We start from the raw sequence: 21,318 nt of genomic DNA on the forward strand, positions 1-21,318 counted from the left end.
AAATATCTTTTAATATAATCATTTTTTTATAAAAAAAGAGTTATACTATAAGTAAAAATATTTGGAGAATAGACTATGGAACTTATTCAAATGCTTAAAAACTGTGATTTAAAAGCTACTCCACAAAGACTTTGTATTTTAAAAATTTTAAAACGCCACGAGCATCCTAATATAGAATCTTTGTATGAAAGTATTAAAGAAGAATATCCTTCTATCTCATTAGCTACGGTATATAAAAATTTAAATACCTTAAAAGAACAAGGTTTGGTAGTAGAAATTAATACTCCAAATCAAAAAACTTGTTATGATATTTATGAATATCCACATATTCATGTAATTTGTAGTAAATGCAATCACATAGAAGATGTGCGCTATGAAGATAGCGGGATTAACAAATACCAAGAAGATCTTGAGAAAAAGATTGGTAATATTATTGACTATCTTGGCGTGTTTGCTTATGTGAATGGTTGTAAATTTTGCAAGTAAAATGATTTGTGCAGTACAAAGACGCTTTTTAATTGAAAACGATGATTTTATCAAAATTTTAAAAGAAGAAAAACTTGCTTATTCTAAGGATAAAATACGTGTATTTTTTACACGTATAAATCCTTTTTGTGATATCAAATATAAAAAAATCAATCAAGATTATTATCAATTTACATTTTATAAATTACATGATATTTTAGATAAAAAAACTCATAAAATATCTAAAAAAGAATTTAAACATCAAAAAAGTAAAAATGCTATAGCCAATATAATAAAAAAAACAAGAATTAGTTTTGAGATTGATAATACCCAATTTTTCCTTTATAAATTTAAAAACAATTTAAAAAATTTGGTCATTTTAAAAGTGATTTTTTCCACCGTTGAAGAAGCAAAGCAGTTTAATTTACCTCATTTTTTTAAAAATTATAAAGAAATTACAGATGATGAGAATTTTTATAGTAAAAATTTAGCATTATATGGGGATCTTTCTAAAATTTTTGATAGTGCTAGATGTATTAAAATTTTAGATAAACAAAAAGATATCAACTTGCATTTTCCAAATCAAATTCAAAGTTTTTCAGCTGGTAAAATTTTACTTTTTGTTCTTTTAAAAAACTTAAAAAATGACAGATTAAATTTTTTAAAAAATTCAAGTGAAAAAAACTTGGAACAATGTTTTATAAGCCTTAAACAAATTTGTTTTTGTCTTGATGTTTTTGATTCTCTTTTTGAAAAAAATATTCAAAATAAGCTAAAACAACAATTTTCATTTTTGATAAATCAAATTAATATGAAAAAATACCATGAGTTTGAATTAGAAAAATATATTTTTATTTTAAGCGATGAAAAAATTAATGATATTTTTCTTGATATGGATTTTATTTTAAAAAATGATTATGAATTTTATCAAGGAAAAAATCAAATTTTAAAGTCTTTAATAGCTTTTAAACTAAGAAAAGAATTAGTTTTTTTAAAGAAAAAAATTGTAAAATCTCAAACAAATCTTGAAGAAGAATTAGAAAAAATAAAATTTTTATTATGCTATTTTGCAACTATGTTTGAAGAAAAAAGCATTAAAAAGTTGAAAAATTATTTTAAGTATAAGCATTTAGATCAAAATTCTTATGATGAAAATATAATAAAACAAATTGAAAAAAGCATCAAAAAATTAAAAATATATAGTTAGGAAAAACATGCAAAAACAAGAAAAAATAGTTAAAATGTTTGATGATATAGCACCAACTTATGATAAGGCTAATAGAATTTTAAGTTTTGGAAGTGATGTGAGTTGGAGAAAAAAAGCTTGTTTGGATGTTTTTAAATTTTCTAATGATGAACTTGATATTATCGATGTAGCTTGTGGTACGGGCGATATGATTGTAGAATGGCAAAATCAAGCCTTAAGAGCAAATAAAAATATCATTAGTATAAAAGGGGTTGATCCAAGTGCGGGCATGCTTGAAGTGGCTAGGAAAAAAATTCCTGATGCGACTTTTGTACAAGCAAAAGCACAAGTACTTCCACTCGAAAATGAAAGTGCAGACATCATAAGTATAAGTTATGGCATACGCAATGTGGTAGATAGGAAAGAAGCTATAAAAGAATTTGCAAGAGTGTTAAAAAAGGATGGGATTTTACTTGTGCTTGAATTTACCAAAAGAGAGCAGGGTGGTTTTATAGCTGCTTGTAGAGATTTTTACTTAAAAAATATTTTGCCAAAAGTGGGTGGATTTATTAGTAAAAATTATAGTGCTTATGAGTATTTACCAAATTCTATAGAAGATTTTTTAAGCAAAGAAGAATTTATTAAAGAATTGAGTGTGCACTTTGAAATGTTAGAGTATAAAAGCTTTAGCTTTGGTGTTTGTTCTATGTTTATTGCAAGAAAAAAATGAAAGTTTCAGAACTTAATCTAAAAGCTAAAAGCTTATTAGAATTTCATCTTGATGATATAGAGCTTAGTGGAGAAATTTCTAAAATTACCATTCATAGTTCAGGACATTGGTATTTTGATTTAAAAGATGAAAAATCAAGCATAGCTTGCGTGATGTTTAAAGGCTTTAATCAATTTGTTCAAGCTAAACCTAAGGTTGGCGATATGCTTGATCTAAGAGGTTATGTGAGTTTGTATGAAGCAAGTGGTAGGTATCAATTTATCGCTAAAAGTATGCAAAAAACAAGCCTTGGGGATTTAGAAGCTAAATTTTTAGCCCTAAAAGAAAAGCTTGAAAAAGAAGGTTTGTTTGATACAAATGCTAAAAAAAGCATTGTTAAATTTCCTAAAAAAATAGGCATAATCACTTCTTTTACTTCAGCTGCTTTGCAAGATATGTTAAAGTTAATTTCACAAAAAGAATACAATCTTTGCAAAATAACTATTTTTAATGCCCTCACTCAAGGACAAAGCGCTCCAAATTCTTTGATAAATGCTTTAAAAAAAGCTGATGAGTTTAATTTAGATGCGATTATTTTAGCAAGAGGTGGTGGAAGCAGAGAAGATTTGTTTTGTTTTAATGATGAAGAACTTGCAAGATGTATTTTTTCTTTAAAAACGCCTATTGTTTCTGCTATTGGACATGAGATTGATTATGTTATTAGTGACTTTGTAGCAGATTTAAGAGCACCAACTCCAAGTGCGGCTATTGATATGATTTTTCCAAATAAACTAAGCTTAGAACAAGGACTTGATGAACTTGCTATGCGTTTTAAAAACCAAATGTTAAATCATCTTAAGTTTTATCAAAATAAAATCGATCATTTACAAAATTTAGCCAAAGCGAAATCTTTAGAAAATGCTTTTTTTCTTAGAAAACAAAAGCTTGATTTTTTACAAAGTCAACTAAAGAGCGTTTTAAATTTAAAATTATTAAATTATGAAAACAAACTTAATAATTTTGAAGAGCTTTTAACTCAGCATAAAAATTTCTTTGATAAAAGTAAAAATTTGATAAATTTACAAAAAGATGGCAAAAATATCTCTCTTGAAAAACTAAAAAAAGGAGATATTATAAAACTTTGCTCAATAAATGAGAGTAAAGAAGCCCAAATACTATAAAAAGGAGACAAAATGAGAGTAATGAATTTTAGTGCAGGTCCTTCAAATCTGCCTGATGAGGTTTTAAAAGAAGCACAGGAGCATTTGTTTGATTATCATGGTAAAGGCTTTTCTATTATGGAAGTTTCTCATCGTGGAAAGGTTTTTGAAGAAGTGCATTTTGAAGCTATTAAAATGGCAAAAGAGCTTTATGGTGTAAATGATGATTATGAAGTGCTTTTAATGCAAGGTGGGGCTAGTTTGCAATTTGCTATGATACCTATGAATTTATATATGGGTGGAGTTTGTGAATTTGCTAATACTGGTGTTTGGACTAAAAAAGCTATTAAAGAGGCTGAAATTTTAGGAGTAAATACAAAAATAGTAGCAAGTAGCCAAGAAAGTGAGTTTGATCATATCCCACAATTTGAATTTAGTGATAATGCAGATTATGCTTATATATGCTCTAATAATACCATTTATGGAACTCAGTATAAAAGCTATCCAAAGACTAAAAGTCCTTTGATAATTGATGCTTCTAGTGATTTTTTCTCTAAAAAGATAGATTTTTCTAATGTTGCTATGCTTTTTGGTGGAGTGCAAAAAAATGCAGGAATTTCCGGACTTGCTTGTGCATTTATCCGCAAAGATATGATAGAGCGTAGTAAAAACAAAAATATACCTAGTATGTTAAAATACAGTGTTTATGCTGAAAATAATTCTTTATTTAATACTCCAGCAACCTTTGCTATATATATGTTTAATCTTGAAATGAAATGGCTTTTAAATCAAGGTGGCTTAGATAAAATCAATGAGCAAAACATACAAAAGGCTAAAATTTTATACGATGTGATTGATGAGAGTAATGGTTTTTATAAAGGTCATGCTAAAAAAGAAGATAGATCGTTAATGAATGTCAGTTTTAATATAGCTTGTGATAAAAACTTAGAACCAGTTTTTGTAAAAGAAGCTGAAGAAAATGGTATGATAGGTCTTAAGGGGCATAAAATTTTAGGTGGAATTCGCGCTAGTATTTATAATTCTATCAGCATTGAAAAGGTTCAAAAGTTAAGTGAATTCATGAAAGATTTTGCTAAAAAACATGCTTGATTAGGTAAAAAGAGGATTTTTATGAATAATGACAAAATAAGTATCATTGGTGCTAAAGAGAATAACCTTAAAAATATCAACCTAGAAATTCCTAAAAATAAACTCATAGTTTTTACAGGACTTAGTGGAAGTGGTAAATCCACTTTAGCTTTTGGTACGCTTTATGCAGAAGGACAACGTCGCTATATTGAGAGTTTAAGTGCTTATGCAAGGCAGTTTTTAGATAAAGTGGGTAAACCAAATGTTGATAAAATAGAAGGTTTAACTCCTGCTATTGCTATTGATCAAAAAACAACTTCTAAAAATCCTCGATCAACTGTTGGGACTATTACTGAAATTTATGATTATTTAAGACTTTTATATGCAAGGATTGGCTCACAACACTGTCATCAATGTGGTCAAAAAATTTCATCTATGAGTGCAGCAGATATCGTAGGTGAAATCTTAAAGCTTCCAAAAGGGGCAAAAATCATCATTTATGCGCCGTTGATTAAAGAAAAAAAAGGAACTTTTGCAGATCTTTTGGAAAATTTAGTCGCAAAAGGCTATGTTAGAGCACAAATTGATGGGGTTTTAACGCGTCTTGATGAGGATATTGAGCTTGCTAAAACCAAAAAACATACAATAAAACTTGTAATAGATAGACTCCAAGTGCAAGATGATATGCTAGCAAGACTTGCAAGCGATATAGAAAAAGGGCTTAGCGAGAGCTTTGGTGAGGTGGAAATCGAAGTTTTAAATAATGAAGAATTAAACATAGCAAAACATTTTCATTATAGTGAGCATAATGCTTGTTTTGATTGTAAAATTTCTTTTCCTTTGCTTGAGCCTTTGAGTTTTTCTTTTAATTCTCCAAAAGGCGCTTGTCCAAGTTGTGATGGTCTTGGTATAAGATACACACTTGATATGAAAAAGCTTATCAATGAAGAATTAAGCTTAGAAGCAGGAGCTATAAAGCTTTTATATGGGTTTAATAAAAGTTATTATTATAAGTTTTTAATGGCCTTTTGCGAGCAAAATGATATCAGGGTAAAAATTCCATATAATGAGTTAAGTGAAGAAGAAAAGCGTCTAGTGCTTTATGGTAATGCCAAGGAAATTAACTTTTTATGGAAAAGACATCGTTTAAATCGCAAATTTGAAGGTGCGGTTAAATATGCCTATGAAATGCTAAAAGATGAAAAAGATTTAAGCGAGTATATGAGCGAAAAAACTTGCAAAGATTGCAATGGTCATCGTTTAAGAGCTGAAAGTTTAGCTGTAAAAGTAGCTGAAAAAAATTTGGGTGAAATTTTAGATATGAGCATAGAAAATACCACTGCATTTTTTTCAAAAGAAGCTAATTTTGCGTATTTAAGTGAGCAAGAAAGATTGATAGCTAAACCTATTTTTAAAGAAATTAATGAAAGATTATTTTTTCTTTATGATGTAGGACTTGGGTATTTATCTTTAGGGCGTGATGCAAGAACCATTAGTGGGGGTGAGGCTCAAAGAATTCGTATAGCATCTCAAATTGGTAGTGGTTTAAGTGGAGTGATGTATGTTTTGGACGAGCCTAGCATTGGTTTACATGAGCGAGATACGGCAAAACTCATTAAAACTTTAAGAAATCTTCAGCAAAAGGGTAATACTTTAATCGTAGTTGAGCATGATAAAATGACTATAGAAGAAGCAGATTTTATCGTAGATATTGGTCCAAATGCTGGTAAATTTGGTGGTGAGGTTGTATTTAGTGGAACTTATAAAGAATTGTTAAAAAGCAAAAGCCAAACCGCCCTTTATATGAGTGGCAAAAAGCAAATTGCTCATCAAAAAAATAGAGAACAAAAAGATTTTATTAGTTTAAAAGATGTGAGTATTAATAATATTCAAAATTTAAGTGTAGATTTTCCATTACGTAACCTTGTGGCAATTACAGGCGTTTCAGGAAGTGGTAAAAGCTCATTAATTTTACAAACTTTGCTTCCATTTGCAAAAGAAGAGCTTAACCGTGCTAAAAAAGTTAAAAAACTAAGCGGGGCTAAAATAGAAGGTTTAGAAAAACTTGATAAGGTGATTTATCTTGATCAAAGTCCTATAGGTCGTACCCCGCGTTCAAATCCTGCTACTTATACAGGCGCTATGGATGAAATTCGTAATCTTTTTGCAGCTACTAAAGAAGCTAAAATACGAGGTTATAAAGCAGGACGTTTTTCTTTTAATGTTAAAGGTGGAAGATGTGAAAAGTGTAGCGGCGATGGTGAGATTAAAATCGAAATGCACTTTTTGCCTGATGTGATGGTAACTTGTGATGTTTGTAATGGCAAAAGATACAATGATGCAACTTTAGAGATTAAATATAAAGGTAAAAGCATAGCCGATGTTTTAAATATGAGTATTATTGAGGCAAGCGAGTTTTTTACTTCTGTGCCAAAGATAAAGCAAAAGCTTGATACTTTGGTAAAAGTTGGGCTTGATTATCTTACCTTAGGACAAAATGCAACTACTTTAAGTGGTGGGGAGGCTCAGCGTATTAAGCTAGCTAAAGAATTAAGCAGAAGCGATACAGGAAAAACTCTTTATATTTTAGATGAGCCTACAACAGGACTTCATTTTGAAGATGTTAATAAGCTTATTTTAGTTTTGCAACATTTAGTTGATCTTGGAAATAGTGTGTTTGTGATAGAGCATAATTTAGATGTGATTAAAAATGCTGATTATATCATCGATATGGGACCTGAAGGTGGAGTTAAAGGTGGTAAGGTTATAGCTAAAGGTAGCGTTGAAGAGCTTGCTAAGAATCATGAAAAAAGTGGTTCTTATACGGGGTATTATCTAAATTTAGAGCTAAAAAGCACAAAAAAATAAATTGGTTGAAGTTATCCTTCAACCATAAATTTCACCTTTTTTATACTCATAAATACTTTGCATATCTTTATCGCCTCTTCCTGAAAGATTTACAACTATCACACTTTTTTTCTTTAAAGTAGGGCAAAGTTTTTCTAGATAAGCTAATGCATGTGAGCTTTCAATAGCGGGTATAATACCTTCTTCTTTACATAATAATTTTAAAGCATTAATACACTCATCATCGCTAATAGCATGATAACTTGCTCTTTTACTTTCTTGTAAATATGCGTGCAAAGGACCTATGCCAGGGTAATCAAGCCCAGCAGAGATGCTAAAAGTATGAGCAATATTGCCTTTATCATCTTGTAAAACCTTAGTTTTCATACCATGGATAATACCCTCTTTACCTTTAGTAAGTGTAGCTGCATGATAAGGTGTATCTTTTCCTAAACCTGCTGCTTCAACACCTATGAGCTTAACTTTTTCATCTTTTAAAAATGCATGAAAAATTCCAGCAGCATTGCTACCACCTCCAGCTGCTGCTATGATGTAATCTACTTTTTTATTTAATTTTCTAAGTTGCATTTTGCATTCTTTACCTATAATACTTTGAAAATGCGTAACAATTTGCGGATAAGGATAAGGCCCCACTGCACTTCCTACTACATAAAATACTTCTTTAGTATTTTTAACCCAAAAATTTAAAGCCTCATCTACCGCATCACTTAAAGTTTTACTTCCACTTTCTACTGCGTGAACTTTTGCTCCTAAAAGCTCCATTTTATAGACATTTAAGGCTTGTCTTTTTACATCAATAGCTCCCATAAATATCTCACATTCAAGTCCTAAAAGTGCTGCTGCAGTAGCGGTTGCAAGCCCGTGTTGTCCTGCTCCGGTTTCTGCAATAATTTTTTTCTTATTCATTTTCTTTGCCATTAAGGCTTGAGCTATGGCATTGTTGATCTTATGAGCTCCTGTGTGAGTTAAGTCTTCTCTTTTTAAATAAATTTCATGATTATAAAGCTTGCTTAAATTTTTAGCATGGTATAAAGGTGTAGGTCTTCCTACATAATTAACTAAGAGTTCTTTTAATTCTGTGTTAAAATCTTTATCTTTTTTGAGTTTTAAAAAAGCTTTTTCTACTTCATCTAATGCTATTTTTACTTCATTTGGTACAAATTGCCCACCAAATTTTCCATAATATTTTTTCATAGTATTTCCTTAAAATAATTAATAATATAAAATCAAAAATGATCAACTAAAACTAAAAATGTAAAATAAAAAATGATTGAAAATGTAGTAGTAGGCTTAACGCCAAGAAAAAGAAGCTTTGTTAAATGAGTATTCTAAATTTAGTTTAGAAAATTTTTTCCTTTCCATAGTTTTTCCTTTTAAAAAATTGCCAAATGACTTTACATTCTAAGATAATTATTATTAAAAATTCTTTAAAATGATAATTTGGAAAATAAATACTAAGAAAATTTGTAATGTTTGATTTTTTATATAATGACATAAGCTATATAGGGCTTTTTATAGTATGTTTTCTCTCTAGCACACTTTTGCCTATGGCAAGTGAGGCTTTTGTGCTTGCTTTTGTGAAATTAGATTTTAATGCTTATATGGTTTTATTTGTCGCAAGTTTGGGAAATACTTTGGGTAGTTTAAGTACTTATGCATTAGCTTATTTTGGAGAGAGTCAAATTTTAGAAAAATATTTTAAAGGCTCTTTGCGTAAATTAGAAAAAATCAATGCAAACTTTAAAAAATTTGGCTCTTTGTATGCTTTTTTTACTTTTTTACCCATAGCGGGAGATATTTTTGCGCTAGGGCTTGGATTTGCTAAGTATTCTTTTTTAAAAGCAAGTATTTTTATAGCCTTGGGTAAATTAAGCCGTTATGCTTTTGTAATTTTCATAGCAAATTCCATTTAAAAGTCTTGATTTTAAAAGATTTAAAAGTCTAGCATTATCAATATCTTTTAAAACTTTTATAGTGTTTTTTAATTCATGATTTTTCATAGGCATTTTAGCATCTTTAAAACACCTTATCGTGCTTCCTCTAGCAAAAGTACTATCACAAATGACATCTACTAAATACTCATCAAAATTTGCTAAATTAGGATCAAGCATATAAGCAATAGTTAATGCATCATGTATCCATGTGCCATTTGTACCTCTTGTTTTGCTTGCATAATCAATCCAAACTCTTAAAGTCTGTACTAAAAAATCACAAAGAGGATTTTGATTTTCTAAAGCATTTAAATCTTCATGTGTGAGCATAGTTTGCATTGTTGCATTATAAGGAACAAGTGTGATTTTAGCTCTTGAGTTTAAAACTATACTAGCAGCTTCAGGATCAAAACCAAAATTTGTATCTTTGATATGATAAGGCATATCAAAACTTCCACCCATGATAAAAATTTCTTTCACATTTTTATCAAAGTCTTTAAAAAGCTTCATCGCTATGGCTATATTTGTTAAAGGTCCTATAGCGCAAATTGAAATTTCACCTGGGTTTTGCATAACAAGTTCGCCCATTTTCATACAAGCATTTGGGCTTATGTTTTCTAAGATTTTTATAGGTTTTATATGATCCCAAAGATGAGTAAGCTTAAACTCTTCTACGCTTTTATCTAGCCTTTGTCTCCAAAAATGACTATCTTCACATAAAGCTTCATGAGCACCTAGATACAAAGGTATGTCTAGATTAAGCTTATTTAATAAATCTTTAGCAACGCTATAAGCGGTTAAAGCTTGTACATTACCACTTAAAGTGCTAATCATTTCAAGTTTGATTTCTTTAGAGGCTAAAATAAGCCCAAGGGCTAAACCATCATCGGTATTAGCCCCTGCTATTCCATTACCTATATCAGTATCTAAAATAAGGCGTATCATATCGCATCTTCTATTAAATTTAAATCCCTACCTCTAGTTTCTGGTGCAAAGAAAGTTGTGATAAAACCAATTCCTGCGGTGATAACAAAATACAAGGCTATTGGCCACCAAGTGCCATAATAAGCAAGCAAAGCTGAAGCTATCATGGGAGCAGTTCCTCCTGAAAGTATAGAGCCAAATTCTTTTGCTAGTGCCATTTTGGTATAGCGATTTTTTGCTCCAAAAAGTTCTACACCCCACGCAGCTTGCACACCAAAAATTCCTAAAGATGCCAAAGACATACCTACGATGATAGTTAAAATCACGATAATTTCATTTTTACTATCAAGTAACATAAAAGCAGGGAAGGCATAAAGCATTAAAAGTAAGCAAAAGGTTCTATAAGTAATACGTCTTCCAAATTTATCACTTAAATATCCTGCTAAAGGTATAACTAAAAATCCCACCAAAGAAGCGATAACAACAGCAGTTGTGGCTACTGATTTATCAAGAAGTAAAATTTTAGTTACATAGCCTACTATAAAGCCTTGTGCAAGATAAGATGGCCCATTTTCTCCTATCCTTATACCCACCATAGTCCAAAATGCGCGACTTTTTTGCCAAAAAGTTCTTTCATCTTTTTTCATATGTACTTCATTTTCATGACGAATTTTTAGCATTAATTCTTTTTGTTTTTCAAAAACAGGAGTTTCTTTTACATTTAAACGCATATAAACAGCAAAAAGTGCTATGAAGATACTTCCTATAAAAGGAATTCTCCATCCCCATTCTTTAAAACTATCATCATCCATGCTTGTAACTAAAAGCCATACAAAAGCTGCAAGTAAGGTTCCACTATTTGATCCAAGAGCGATGATAGAAGAGATTAAACCTCTATGCTTACTAGGAGCATATTCTCCAAGCATGACAGTTCCACCTGAAAGCTCAGCGCCTGCGCCAAAGCCTTGCATAAAACGCAAAATAACCAAACATATAGGAGCCCAAATTCCAATTACTGCATAACTTGGTATAAAACCAATTAAAGTAGTTGAAATACCCATTAATGCAATGGTGCTCATCAATACATTTTTTCTTCCGTATTTATCTCCTAAATATCCAAAAAATAAAGCTCCAATAGGTCTAGCAATAAAACCTATACCATAAGTAACAAAACTAAGCAATAATGCTATAACAGGAGTTTGCTCAGGAAAGAAAACTTCTGAAAAAACAGTAGCTGCAGCTAAGCCATAAAGTGCAAAATCTGCATATTCCATAGCAGTTCCTAGCCAACATGAAAACACAGCCTTTTTAAAGGCCTTTTTTCCTTGTGGAGTTTGAAAATTTTCATCCGCGATTGATTTTGTTTGCAAGATTAAACCTTTATTTTGAAATTTCAAAATGATAATTTTATCTAAAATGCTTAAAATGGAAATTTAATACTTTTTACCGACTTTTAAATAATTTTGGGCGATAATTATTATTATTATTTTTTAATATAGGAAAAAAATGAAAACTTTAACCATAATTGATACTTTTGGCTTTTTCTTTAGGCTTTTTTATGCTTTAAAGGGTTTGAAAAATTCAAAAGGCGAACCTAGTAATATGATAAGCGGTTTTGCTAATTTTATTTATAGTTTGAAAAATGATCATCCTAGTGATATGATTATTTTTGCTCTTGATAGTAAAGGAAAAACTTTTAGAAGTGAAATTGATCCAAATTATAAAATCAACCGCACTCCACCTCCACCTGATTTATTAGCTCAAATTCCAATTTGCATTCAAATGATAGAAAAAATGGGTTTTTCAAGTTTTTCTTGCGAAGGATATGAGGCTGATGATATCATCGCATCTTTGGTTAAAGAGTGTGAAAATAAGGATATTTTTATAAGAATTATTACTCAAGATAAAGATTTATATCAACTTATAAAAGATGATAAAGTTAGTATTTATAGTCCTATTTCAAAAAATGATTATAATGAAGCAGGGTGTTTAGAAAAATATGGGGTAAAACCTAGCCAAATAAGAGATTTTTTAGCTCTATGTGGAGATAGCTCAGATAATATCCCAGGTGTAAAAGGAATTGGTGCTAAGGGTGCTAAGAATTTACTTGATGAGTTTGAAAGTATTGAAGGAATTTATGAAAACTTAACACTAGTGCGTAATGAAAGAAACAGAAATTTGCTTCTTGAAGGTAAAGAAAATGCCTTTTTGAGCAAAAAACTTGCTTCTTTGTACGAAGATTTAGATGTGAAAAATATGCTTTTAAACTGTGAGTATCCAAAAGATGAACCTTTGCTTAAGATTATGGATATTTTAGAGTATTATGAATTAAATGCTTTGTTAAAAAAACTACGCACTAATCCTACTAATAAAGATAAAAATTTAGGATTTAATGCAAGATTAATTTTAGATGAGAAAGAATTATTTGAAATTTTAGAAAAAATTGATGATCAAAGCATTGTTGCTTTTGACACTGAAACTACGGGCTTAGATACTAAAGAAGCTAAGATAGTAGGGTTTAGTTTTTGTTTTCATGAAAGTGAAGCCTTTTATGTACCACTTGCACATGATTATTTAGGTGTTTGTAAGCAAATTTCTATGCAAGTGGCTAAAAAGGGTATAGAAAAAATCTATCAAAGCATGGTTATAGGTCATAATCTTAAATATGATTTTGAGATTATAAAAAACAATTTTAATTTACTTCCTCCAAAAAACTATGCTGATACTATGATACTTGCATGGCTTAAAGAGCCAAGTTTGCGTGTAAATATGGATGATTTAGCAAAAAGATTGTTTGATTATGAGACTTTGCATTTTGAAGACTTGGTAAAAAAAGGAGAAAGCTTTGCAGGAGTGGATGTAGAAAAAGCTTGTAAATATGCAGCCGAGGATGCTTATGTTACTTTAAGATTTTATTTGTATTTTTTAAAAAATTTAGAAAAGCCTTTGTTTGAGCTTGCGCAAAAAAGTGAGTTTGAATTTATCAAAGTGCTTATTATGATGGAAAATAATGGCATTAAACTTGATACTCAAAAGCTTGAAAGCCTAATGCAAAGTTTTAATCAAGATATAAAAATACTTAGTGAAAAAATATATGATTTAGCGGGTGAAAAATTTAATATTAACTCTCCTAAACAAGTAGGGGATATTTTATTTGAAAAACTAAAGCTACCAAGTGGTAAAAAAAGCAAAACAGGGTATTCTACTGATGAAAAGGTTTTAAATGCTATTTTAGATGAACATCCGATTGTGAAAGAAATTTTAGCTTATAGAGAGCTTGCAAAATTAGTTTCTACTTATTGCGAACCTTTGTTAAAATTAGCTAAAAAAGATGAAAACTCAAGAATTTATTCTAGCTTTTTACAAACAGGAACAGCCACGGGACGCCTTTCATCAAAAGATCCAAATTTGCAAAATATCCCTGCACATGGTCAATATGCTAAAGATTATAAATCCTGTTTTGTAGCAAAAGAAGGATTTAGTTTTATCTCACTTGATTATTCACAAATTGAGCTTAGAATGCTAGCGCATTTTAGTGAAGATGAGAAATTATTAGAAGCGTTTTCAAACAATGAGGATATTCATGCAAAAACTGCTATTATGATTTTTAACCGTAGTGATTATGAGACAAGAAGTATTGCGAAAAGCATAAATTTTGGTCTTATTTATGGTATGGGTTATAAGACTTTGAGTCAAAATTTAAAAATAGAAGCAAAGTTAGCTAAAGAATATATTGAAAAATATTTTGAGAATTTTACTAGTATAAAAACTTATTTTGAAAAGGTAAAAAATGAAGCTAAGCAAAATGGTTTTATAAAGACTTTACTAGGCCGTAAGCGTTATTTTGACTTTGAAAATGCAAAGCCTATGCATGTGGCAATGTATGAAAGAGAGAGCATTAACTCTACACTTCAAGGTTCTGCTGCCGATATAATAAAACTTGCAATGATAGAAATTGCAAAAGATTTAGATGAAAATAAACGCTTGATTTTACAAATCCATGATGAGCTTATTTTTGAAGTAAAAGATGAACTTTGTGAGGAATTTGCAAAAAATGCTAGTGATATTATGGAAAATATTGTAAAATTAAAAGTTAAATTAAAAACTTCATCAAGTATTGCCAAAAATTGGGGCGCATTAAAATAAGGAGAATAATTAATGGATCTTTCAACCATACTTGGGATGGTATTAGCTGTTGTTAGTATTTCTGTGGGGGATATTTTAGAGGGTGGTAACCCTTTACATGTTTTGCACTTAAGTTCGTTTTTGATCGTGGTTCCAACTGCGGCTTTTTGTGCGATGACAGCAACGCATAAAAAATTTGTTAAAGCAGCTTATAAAGAATTAAAACTTGCCTTTAAAGGTGCAGGGGTAAATTTAAGTCAAAGGATAGCTGAGCTTGTAGAATACTCTATCATAGCAAGAAGAGATGGGCTTTTGGCTTTAGAATCAAAAACTAATGAAATTGATAATGAGTTTTTAAAAGAAACCATGATGATGATGGTTGATGGTAAGAGTGTAGAAGAGATTAAAGAAAGCATGGAAATCCAAATAGAAGAAATGGAAGAATACTATAAAGAAACTGCTGAATATTGGATACGCTTTGGTGAGACTTGTCCTACTATGGGTCTTGTTGGTGCGGTTATGGGGCTTATGCTTGCTTTGCAACTTTTAGATGATCCTCAAGCTATGGCAGCAGGTATTGCAGGAGCATTTACTGCAACGGTAACTGGAATTTTTGGTGCTTATGCTTTATTTGGACCTTGGGGTCATAAAATCAAAGCTAATGCTCATGAGCTCATTAAAGAAAGGATAGTTATCTCGCATGCTATAGTAAGTATTGCAGAGGGAGCTAACCCTAGAGATTTAGAGGCTAAATTGTTTAATTACCTTGGACAAGGTGAGCCTAGAATTTCTCAATTTGATAAGTAAGAGTTAAAAAATGGGAAAAAAACATAAATGTCCAGAATGTCCAGCAGGTGAAAAATGGGCTGTGCCTTATGCAGACTTTTTAAGTTTGCTTTTGGCGCTTTTTATTGCTCTTTGGGCGATTTCTGAAAGTAACCCCGCTAAAACTGAGGCTTTAAAAACTGAATTTGTTAAAATTTTTGAATTTACTGCTTCAAATCCTTTGGAAAAAGAAAGTGAAGTGCATAATAAATATAGTGCGCCATCTAATGCAAATGTTGAAGAGCTTGAAAAGCTTAAAAAATTAAGTATCACCCAACAAGAAAATATAGAAAAATTAAAAGCAGCATTAGATCAAAGAGAAAATAATATAGTTTTAAATTTGCCTGCAAGGGTTGAATTTGCTAGGGGTAGTACACAAATTGATTCAGCTGATGTGCAAGATTTTCTAAAACGTATTAGCGAAGTTTTAAAAAGAATGCCAAAACAAGCTCAAATAGAACTTAGAGGTTATACTGATGCAAGTGATAAAGATCCTAAAAGAAATTTTGATTTAGCAAGTAAAAGAGCTCAAGTTGTGGCTGATTATTTGATTGCTAGAGGAATTAATCCAGCTCAACTTATAGTGGTTAGTTTTGGTGAAAATTATCCTTTGAGTGCAAACAAAGAAGATGAAATAAACAATAGAGTTGAATTTTATATCCGCGTAGATTCTTCAGATAATCAAACTAGAAAGTCAGTGTTAGATCAAATTGGAGCTTTTAATAACAAATAAGTTTTTACTTATTTGTTATTTTCTCCACCAAAACGAAGTAATACTGAACCCCAAGTAAAGCCTCCGCCAAAAGCATCAAGCAATATTAGTGAGCCTTGTTTTAAGCGACCTTGCTCGTAAGCATCATTCATTGCCATAGGAATTGAAGCAGCTGAGGTATTGCCATATTTTTGGACAGTAACTACGCATTGTTCATCTGTAAAATTTAATTTTTCTTGTACAGCCTTGATAATTCTTAAATTAGCTTGATGAGGTATAAAAAGATCAATTTCTTTGCTTTTTATATTATTTTTTGCAAGAATTTCAATAACATCATTACTTAGAGTATTCACCGCGATTTTAAATACTTCATTTCCTTTCATTTGCATGGAAAGTGGAGAGCAGATACTACTTTTTTGAGCTCTTTGAGTCATTAATAAATCTCCAAATTCCCCATCACTTGCAGTATGAGTATCTATAATAGGAAAATTATCATCTAATGACACAACTCCAGCCCCAGCTCCATCACCAAATAGCACGCAAATGCTTCTATCAGTATAATCCATAATAGAACTAATTTTTTCAGCCCCTATGATTAATACATTTTTTTTAGTACCACTTTCAACCATAGATTTTGCAAGCTCTAAAAGATAAATAAATCCCGAGCATGCGGCAGAAATATCAAAAGCGGTGATATTTTTTAAGCCCAAATTATGAGCGATTTTACATGCAGTTGATGGCATGGTAAAATAATCAGGGCTTAAAGTAGCTACGATGATCGCATCTATATCTTGAGGATTTAAATTAGCTCTTTGTATGGCTTTAATAGCTGCTTTAGTACCAAGATCGCTTGTATTCTCATCATCATTTGCTATGTGTCTTTGTTCTATACCAGTTCTTCTTAATATCCATTCATTACTAGTTTGAACCATTTTTTCTAAGTCAAAATTACTCAGAGTTTTTGTAGGGATATAAGAAGCTATACTTTTTAAGGAAGCTTTAGTTGATTTCATAATTAGAAAGTTCTTTTTCTATAGTTTGATTTATATTTGATTGTGTGAAATTTAATGCTTGAAAAATAGCATTTTTTATAGCTTTTGGACCACTTTTTCCATGACTTATAATGACACATTCTTTTACACCCAAAAGCGGAGCTCCACCGTATTCTTCATAGTCAATATGAGTTTTTAGTTCATTAAAAGCTGGTTTTGCTAAAAGATAGCCTAGTTTTGCTAAAAAAGATTTTTGAATTTCTTGTTTTAGAAGCTTTGTGATAACACTTGCTACACCTTCGCCGGTTTTAAGTAAAATATTCCCATTAAATCCATCACATACTAATACATCTATAGTACCATTAAAGATATCTCTACCTTCGGCATTCCCGACAAAATTTGGAAGTTGCTTTAAGAGTTGATGAGTTTCTTTGGTAAGCTCATTTCCCTTACATTCTTCTTCGCCATTTGATAGCAAAGCAACTCTAGGTTTGGTAATTTTTAAAATCTCTTTAGCATAGGCTTCACCCATAATAGCAAATTGAAATAAATGCTCACTTTTACAATCAACATTTGCTCCAACATCTAGTACAAGTGTTCTTGAATGGATATTTGGCATTAAAGTAGCAATTGCAGGTCTAGCAATATTTGCTAATCTTCCAAGCCTTAATGTAGCTAAACTCATAGTAGCTCCACTATGCCCAGCAGAAACAACAGCTTTTGCTTTTTGATTTCTTACTAAATCAATGGCTTTGTAAATAGTACTATCTTTTCTTTTTAGTGCATCTGTGGAATTTTCATCCATAGCAAACACATCAAAAGCTTCTTCGTATTCTATGTATGAGTTTAATTCTTGAGGAATCAAGGTTTTTAGTTTTTGAGGATCCCCTACCAAGATAGCTTTAAATTCACGCTCTTTTAGAGCTTGAATCACACCTTCTATAATAGGTTTTTCCCCAAAATCACCACCCATTGCATCAATAGCAATGCTTGTCATCGTTATTAATATTCCTTAGTTACTGGATTTACACGGTGAGGCATTTTATAGCTACCATCTTTGTCTTTTATAGGCATAGGTAAGGTAACTTTATAATGAGTTCTGCGTTTTGCTGCACGAGTTTTACTTACTCTTCTCTTAGGTACTGCCATTTTTTACTCCTTTATTAATTTAAACATTTATTACAATAAAAATAATCACTTAAATAAGATTGTAACTCACTTGTGGCAAGTTCTATTAAATCTATATGAGAGTCAAAAAACTCCATAGTATCACTTAAAGTATTATTTTCATCTTTAAAAATTCCATCGCTTGCAAAAAGCTCTATATTTTGATCGATTTCAAGCTCCATTTCATCGCCACATCGATCACAGTTTCTATAAGTAAATCCTTTGAAATTAGCTTTTATTTTTGCTAATTTTGGATTAACTTTTGTAATAGTTCCTTCAAAAACTATATTATCAAGATCTAGCTTAAAAGGATAAGCCACAGAGCTAAGTTTTGCAAAGGCAATTTTCATTATAAAATTTCAGTTTTTGAAAAGAAAAATTCTATTTCAATTTTTGCATTTTCTAAGCTATCACTTCCATGAACTGCATTTGCATCAATACTATCTGCAAAATCTGCTCTAATAGTACCAGGAGCTGCTTCTTTTGGATTTGTAGCACCCATTAATTCTCTGTTTTTTAATACTGCATTTTCGCCTTCTAAAACAGAAACCACAACCGGACCGCTGATCATAAATTCAACTAAATCTTTAAAAAAAGGTCTGTCTTTGTGTACAGCATAAAATTCTTGCGCTTCTTTTTCTGAAAGCTGTATTTTTTTTGTTGCTGCTATTCTTAGACCATTGTTTTCAAAGCGTGTTAAAATTTGACCAATAACACCTTTTTTTACTGCATCAGGTTTAATAATAGAAAGTGTTTTTTCCAAAATCGTCCCCTTAATTTAAATAAGTTTTATATTTATAAAAGAGCTAATTATACCAAAAAATGCTTTAAATTTATATAAAAGTTTAGAGTTATTGAAGGGTTTGTAAGTAACTTGAAATCAAGATACTTACATTAAAATTTATTAAGCAAATACTGGAGTTGAACCGTCTCTTAAATCACTACCGATGTTATCACGACTTGGTTGACCACCTACTACATCACTCCATACAATACAACCATCGGTTGGGCAAGCACTTGCACAGGCTGGTTGATCATTGTGTCCTACACACTCAACACATTTATCTGCATAAACATAATATCTGTCTTCGCCCTCAGGATTATTTGCATCATCTACGATCGCACTTACTGGGCATTCATCTATACAAGAACCACATGCTATACAAATATCAGTAATTTTAACTGCCATTTTTTACTCCTTAATATTAATGTTGAATGCAAGATTATCAAAATTGTGTTAATTTTATTCTTAAAATCTATTAATTTTGATAATAAAATTAAATTATGGATAATTTTACACAATTAATAAATTTTTAAATTTACAAATGATATTATTTTGTTACAAATAAAATTTATTAATTAGGAGATAAAAAATGATAGTTACTAAAAAAGCTATTGATTTTACAGCACCAGCTGTATTAGGAAATAACCAAATAGTTGAAGATTTTAATCTTTATAAAAATATAGGACCAAAAGGCGCGGTAGTATTTTTCTATCCAAAAGACTTTACTTTTGTTTGCCCGTCTGAAATCATTGCTTTTGATAAAAGATATCAAGATTTTAAAGATAGAGGTATTGAAGTAATCGGCGTATCTTGCGATAATGAATTTTCTCACTTTGCATGGAAAAATATGCCAGTAAATCAAGGTGGTATAGGTCAAGTTAAATTTCCTTTAGTAGCTGATTTAACTAAACAAATTGCTAGAAATTTTGATGTTTTATTTGAAGAGGCAGTTGCTTTAAGAGGTTCTTTCTTACTTGATGCTGATGGAACAATTCGTCATGCAGTGATCAATGACTTACCACTTGGAAGAAACATTGATGAGATGATTAGAATGGTTGATACTATGTTATTTACTAATGAACATGGTGAAGTTTGCCCAGCTGGCTGGAACAAAGGTGATGAAGGTATGAAAGCTGACCCTAAAGGTGTTGCTGATTATCTAAGCAAAAACGAAAGTAAACTATAATTTTATAGCAGTGAAGTCTTACTTCACTGCTATTTTACTAAAAAATTTCTACATCTATCACTTTATTTTACATTTTTAAAAAATATTTTGTTTTTTTATGAATTTTTAAAATTATTATTATAATTTTTTGATAGAATTATTAATATAATGATAATAAAATTCAAGGAAAATAAATGCTTTTTAAAAATAGTTTTATTAGTGTAAAAAATAAACTTTCTTATACTACAGGGATTATAGTTGCTTTAGCTTTGTTTATAGTAACGGCAATGGCTTTTTATTCAAGTAGAGAAAATCTTATTATAAATAGTAAAAATGCAAATAAAGATTATTTATTAGTAACTACTGCTCAAGTGGAAACTTATATTGAAAGTTATGTTGAAATTCTATTATCTATAAAAAAATATATAGATTCATTACCAAAATATCAGACAGAAAATTTTGATAAATTAGGGGAATATTTTGCTAAGGATTTGAAAGTATTTAAAGACGGTTCAAATACTTTAGCAGTATATCTTGGTTTTCCTGATGGAACCATGCTTGTTAGTGATGCAGAATCAGATAAGAAAGGAATACCTTTTAGAAAAAGAGGTGGTGGTATAAGTTATTATGATGATCCTCAATATAATGCGACTACGCGAGATTGGTACAAGGGAGCATTAAAAAATAAAGGTGTTTTTGTAAGTGATGTGTACGAAGATTCAGTAACAAAATTCCCTAGTTTTACTTATTCTGTACCTATTGAAAAAAATGGAAAACTTATAGCTGTTTTGGGTGTTGATTTACTTTTAACATCTCTACAAAAAACATTTGAAAAATTACCAGGAAGTGTATTTGTTTTTGACAATACTAGTTCAATACCTTTTGCATCTAACGATAAGTCTTTAATATTAAAATCATACCCAAACATCGATGAGATTAAAAATCACCATAAAATAGTAGGTGATTATAAGACTTTTGAATATACTGGGATAAATAGTAGAGAAAAAAGATTTGGAGTTTGTGCAAATATTAATAATTCAAATGCTCATGTTAACTATGTAGCGTGTGCAATTCAAAAACAAGATGATTTAGATAAATTAGTTATTGAAGATGTATTTGATCAAATTATAACATCTATTGTGATTTTAATTTTATCATGTCTTATTGTTTATTTTATTTCATCAAGATTGTTATCACCTTTACAAGCTATACAAAA

Annotated in this window: 21 protein-coding genes; 12 read left to right on the forward strand and 9 right to left on the reverse strand. The window is 30.4% G+C overall.

Going from position 1 to position 21,318, the window contains the following annotated elements; all coding sequences use genetic code 11:
* Positions 1–75 precede the first annotated feature (75 nt).
* The 6 genes from perR to uvrA are packed head-to-tail and all read left to right on the forward strand — an operon-like array spanning position 76 to position 7,477.
* Positions 76–486: a peroxide-responsive transcriptional repressor PerR gene (perR, locus tag CAMP5121_RS05510; RefSeq protein ID WP_263663926.1), complete on the forward strand. Its 411-nt coding sequence runs from the start codon at positions 76–78 to the stop codon at positions 484–486.
* Entirely contained in the window at positions 464–1,672 is a 1,209-nt protein-coding gene (locus tag CAMP5121_RS05515) for a hypothetical protein (protein ID WP_337215008.1), read from the forward strand. Before perR ends, CAMP5121_RS05515 begins: the two co-directional genes overlap by 23 nt.
* Before the next feature lie 7 nt (positions 1,673–1,679).
* Positions 1,680–2,381 (forward strand): bifunctional demethylmenaquinone methyltransferase/2-methoxy-6-polyprenyl-1,4-benzoquinol methylase UbiE, encoded by a 702-nt coding sequence (gene ubiE, locus CAMP5121_RS05520; protein WP_337215009.1) that lies wholly within the window; start codon positions 1,680–1,682, stop codon positions 2,379–2,381.
* Positions 2,378–3,541, forward strand: a complete 1,164-nt coding sequence (gene xseA, locus CAMP5121_RS05525; RefSeq protein WP_337215010.1) for an exodeoxyribonuclease VII large subunit — start codon at positions 2,378–2,380, stop codon at positions 3,539–3,541. The genes ubiE and xseA overlap by 4 nt, the downstream gene beginning before the upstream one ends.
* 12 nt (positions 3,542–3,553) lie before the next feature.
* Positions 3,554–4,630 carry a phosphoserine transaminase gene (gene serC, locus CAMP5121_RS05530; protein ID WP_337215011.1) on the forward strand — a complete coding sequence of 359 codons (1,077 nt, stop codon included), beginning with the start codon at positions 3,554–3,556 and terminating at the stop codon, positions 4,628–4,630.
* Between the two features lie 21 nt (positions 4,631–4,651).
* The gene (gene uvrA, locus CAMP5121_RS05535) at positions 4,652–7,477 is read left to right on the forward strand and encodes an excinuclease ABC subunit UvrA (RefSeq protein ID WP_337215012.1); all 2,826 of its coding nucleotides are present in this window, start codon (positions 4,652–4,654) and stop codon (positions 7,475–7,477) included.
* 18 nt (positions 7,478–7,495) lie between these two features.
* On the opposite strand, the gene trpB is transcribed toward uvrA, so the two are convergent.
* Positions 7,496–8,671, reverse strand: coding sequence for a tryptophan synthase subunit beta (trpB, locus tag CAMP5121_RS05540; RefSeq protein ID WP_337215013.1), 1,176 nt, complete (start codon positions 8,669–8,671; stop codon positions 7,496–7,498).
* Positions 8,672–8,946: 275 nt separating this feature from the next.
* On the opposite strand from trpB, the gene CAMP5121_RS05545 reads away from it, so the two are divergent.
* Positions 8,947–9,390: a YqaA family protein gene (locus CAMP5121_RS05545; protein ID WP_263727662.1), complete on the forward strand. Its 444-nt coding sequence runs from the start codon at positions 8,947–8,949 to the stop codon at positions 9,388–9,390.
* Here CAMP5121_RS05545 and CAMP5121_RS05550 read toward each other — a convergent pair.
* Both CAMP5121_RS05550 and CAMP5121_RS05555 read right to left on the reverse strand, forming a co-directional pair.
* Positions 9,346–10,350, reverse strand: coding sequence for a nucleoside hydrolase (locus CAMP5121_RS05550; RefSeq protein WP_337215019.1), 1,005 nt, complete (start codon positions 10,348–10,350; stop codon positions 9,346–9,348). The genes CAMP5121_RS05545 and CAMP5121_RS05550 overlap by 45 nt on opposite strands.
* Positions 10,350–11,702 carry an MFS transporter gene (locus tag CAMP5121_RS05555; protein ID WP_263702346.1) on the reverse strand — a complete coding sequence of 451 codons (1,353 nt, stop codon included), beginning with the start codon at positions 11,700–11,702 and terminating at the stop codon, positions 10,350–10,352. Before CAMP5121_RS05555 ends, CAMP5121_RS05550 begins: the two co-directional genes overlap by 1 nt.
* Before the next feature lie 136 nt (positions 11,703–11,838).
* Here CAMP5121_RS05555 and polA point away from each other — a divergent pair, with 136 nt between their 5' ends.
* From polA to motB, 3 genes are read left to right on the forward strand one after another with little or no spacing between them, the layout of a single operon-like run.
* A complete protein-coding gene (gene polA, locus CAMP5121_RS05560) occupies positions 11,839–14,478 on the forward strand; it encodes a DNA polymerase I (protein ID WP_337215014.1) in 2,640 nt (879 codons plus the stop codon).
* Positions 14,479–14,490: 12 nt separating this feature from the next.
* Entirely contained in the window at positions 14,491–15,264 is a 774-nt protein-coding gene (gene motA / locus CAMP5121_RS05565) for a flagellar motor stator protein MotA (RefSeq protein ID WP_039619177.1), read from the forward strand.
* Positions 15,265–15,274: 10 nt separating this feature from the next.
* Positions 15,275–16,015 carry a flagellar motor protein MotB gene (gene motB, locus CAMP5121_RS05570; RefSeq protein ID WP_263679464.1) on the forward strand — a complete coding sequence of 247 codons (741 nt, stop codon included), beginning with the start codon at positions 15,275–15,277 and terminating at the stop codon, positions 16,013–16,015.
* An 8-nt stretch (positions 16,016–16,023) separates the two neighbouring features.
* Here the strand turns inward: motB and CAMP5121_RS05575 are convergent, their stop codons facing one another.
* The 6 genes from CAMP5121_RS05575 to CAMP5121_RS05600 form a co-directional block, all read right to left on the reverse strand.
* Positions 16,024–17,007: a beta-ketoacyl-ACP synthase III gene (locus CAMP5121_RS05575; protein WP_337215015.1), complete on the reverse strand. Its 984-nt coding sequence runs from the start codon at positions 17,005–17,007 to the stop codon at positions 16,024–16,026.
* Positions 16,994–17,983, reverse strand: a complete 990-nt coding sequence (plsX, locus tag CAMP5121_RS05580) for a phosphate acyltransferase PlsX (RefSeq protein WP_173786822.1) — start codon at positions 17,981–17,983, stop codon at positions 16,994–16,996. The genes CAMP5121_RS05575 and plsX overlap by 14 nt, the downstream gene beginning before the upstream one ends.
* A gap of 5 nt (positions 17,984–17,988) precedes the next feature.
* The gene (rpmF, locus tag CAMP5121_RS05585) at positions 17,989–18,135 is read right to left on the reverse strand and encodes a 50S ribosomal protein L32 (protein WP_012662034.1); all 147 of its coding nucleotides are present in this window, start codon (positions 18,133–18,135) and stop codon (positions 17,989–17,991) included.
* A 14-nt stretch (positions 18,136–18,149) separates the two neighbouring features.
* Positions 18,150–18,503, reverse strand: coding sequence for a hypothetical protein (locus tag CAMP5121_RS05590; protein ID WP_173786823.1), 354 nt, complete (start codon positions 18,501–18,503; stop codon positions 18,150–18,152).
* Entirely contained in the window at positions 18,503–18,916 is a 414-nt protein-coding gene (gene ndk / locus CAMP5121_RS05595) for a nucleoside-diphosphate kinase (protein ID WP_173786824.1), read from the reverse strand. Before ndk ends, CAMP5121_RS05590 begins: the two co-directional genes overlap by 1 nt.
* A 141-nt stretch (positions 18,917–19,057) precedes the next feature.
* Positions 19,058–19,342: a DUF362 domain-containing protein gene (locus tag CAMP5121_RS05600; protein WP_173786825.1), complete on the reverse strand. Its 285-nt coding sequence runs from the start codon at positions 19,340–19,342 to the stop codon at positions 19,058–19,060.
* 184 nt (positions 19,343–19,526) lie between these two features.
* Between CAMP5121_RS05600 and CAMP5121_RS05605 the strand changes: the two genes are divergently transcribed.
* Entirely contained in the window at positions 19,527–20,123 is a 597-nt protein-coding gene (locus CAMP5121_RS05605) for a peroxiredoxin (protein ID WP_263725135.1), read from the forward strand.
* A 173-nt stretch (positions 20,124–20,296) separates the two neighbouring features.
* On the forward strand, positions 20,297–21,318 hold a 1,022-nt coding region (locus CAMP5121_RS05610), incomplete at its 3' end, for a cache domain-containing protein (protein WP_337215016.1).

Source organism: Campylobacter sp. 2352 PW (genome assembly GCF_024723575.1).
Classification (GTDB): domain Bacteria; phylum Campylobacterota; class Campylobacteria; order Campylobacterales; family Campylobacteraceae; genus Campylobacter_D.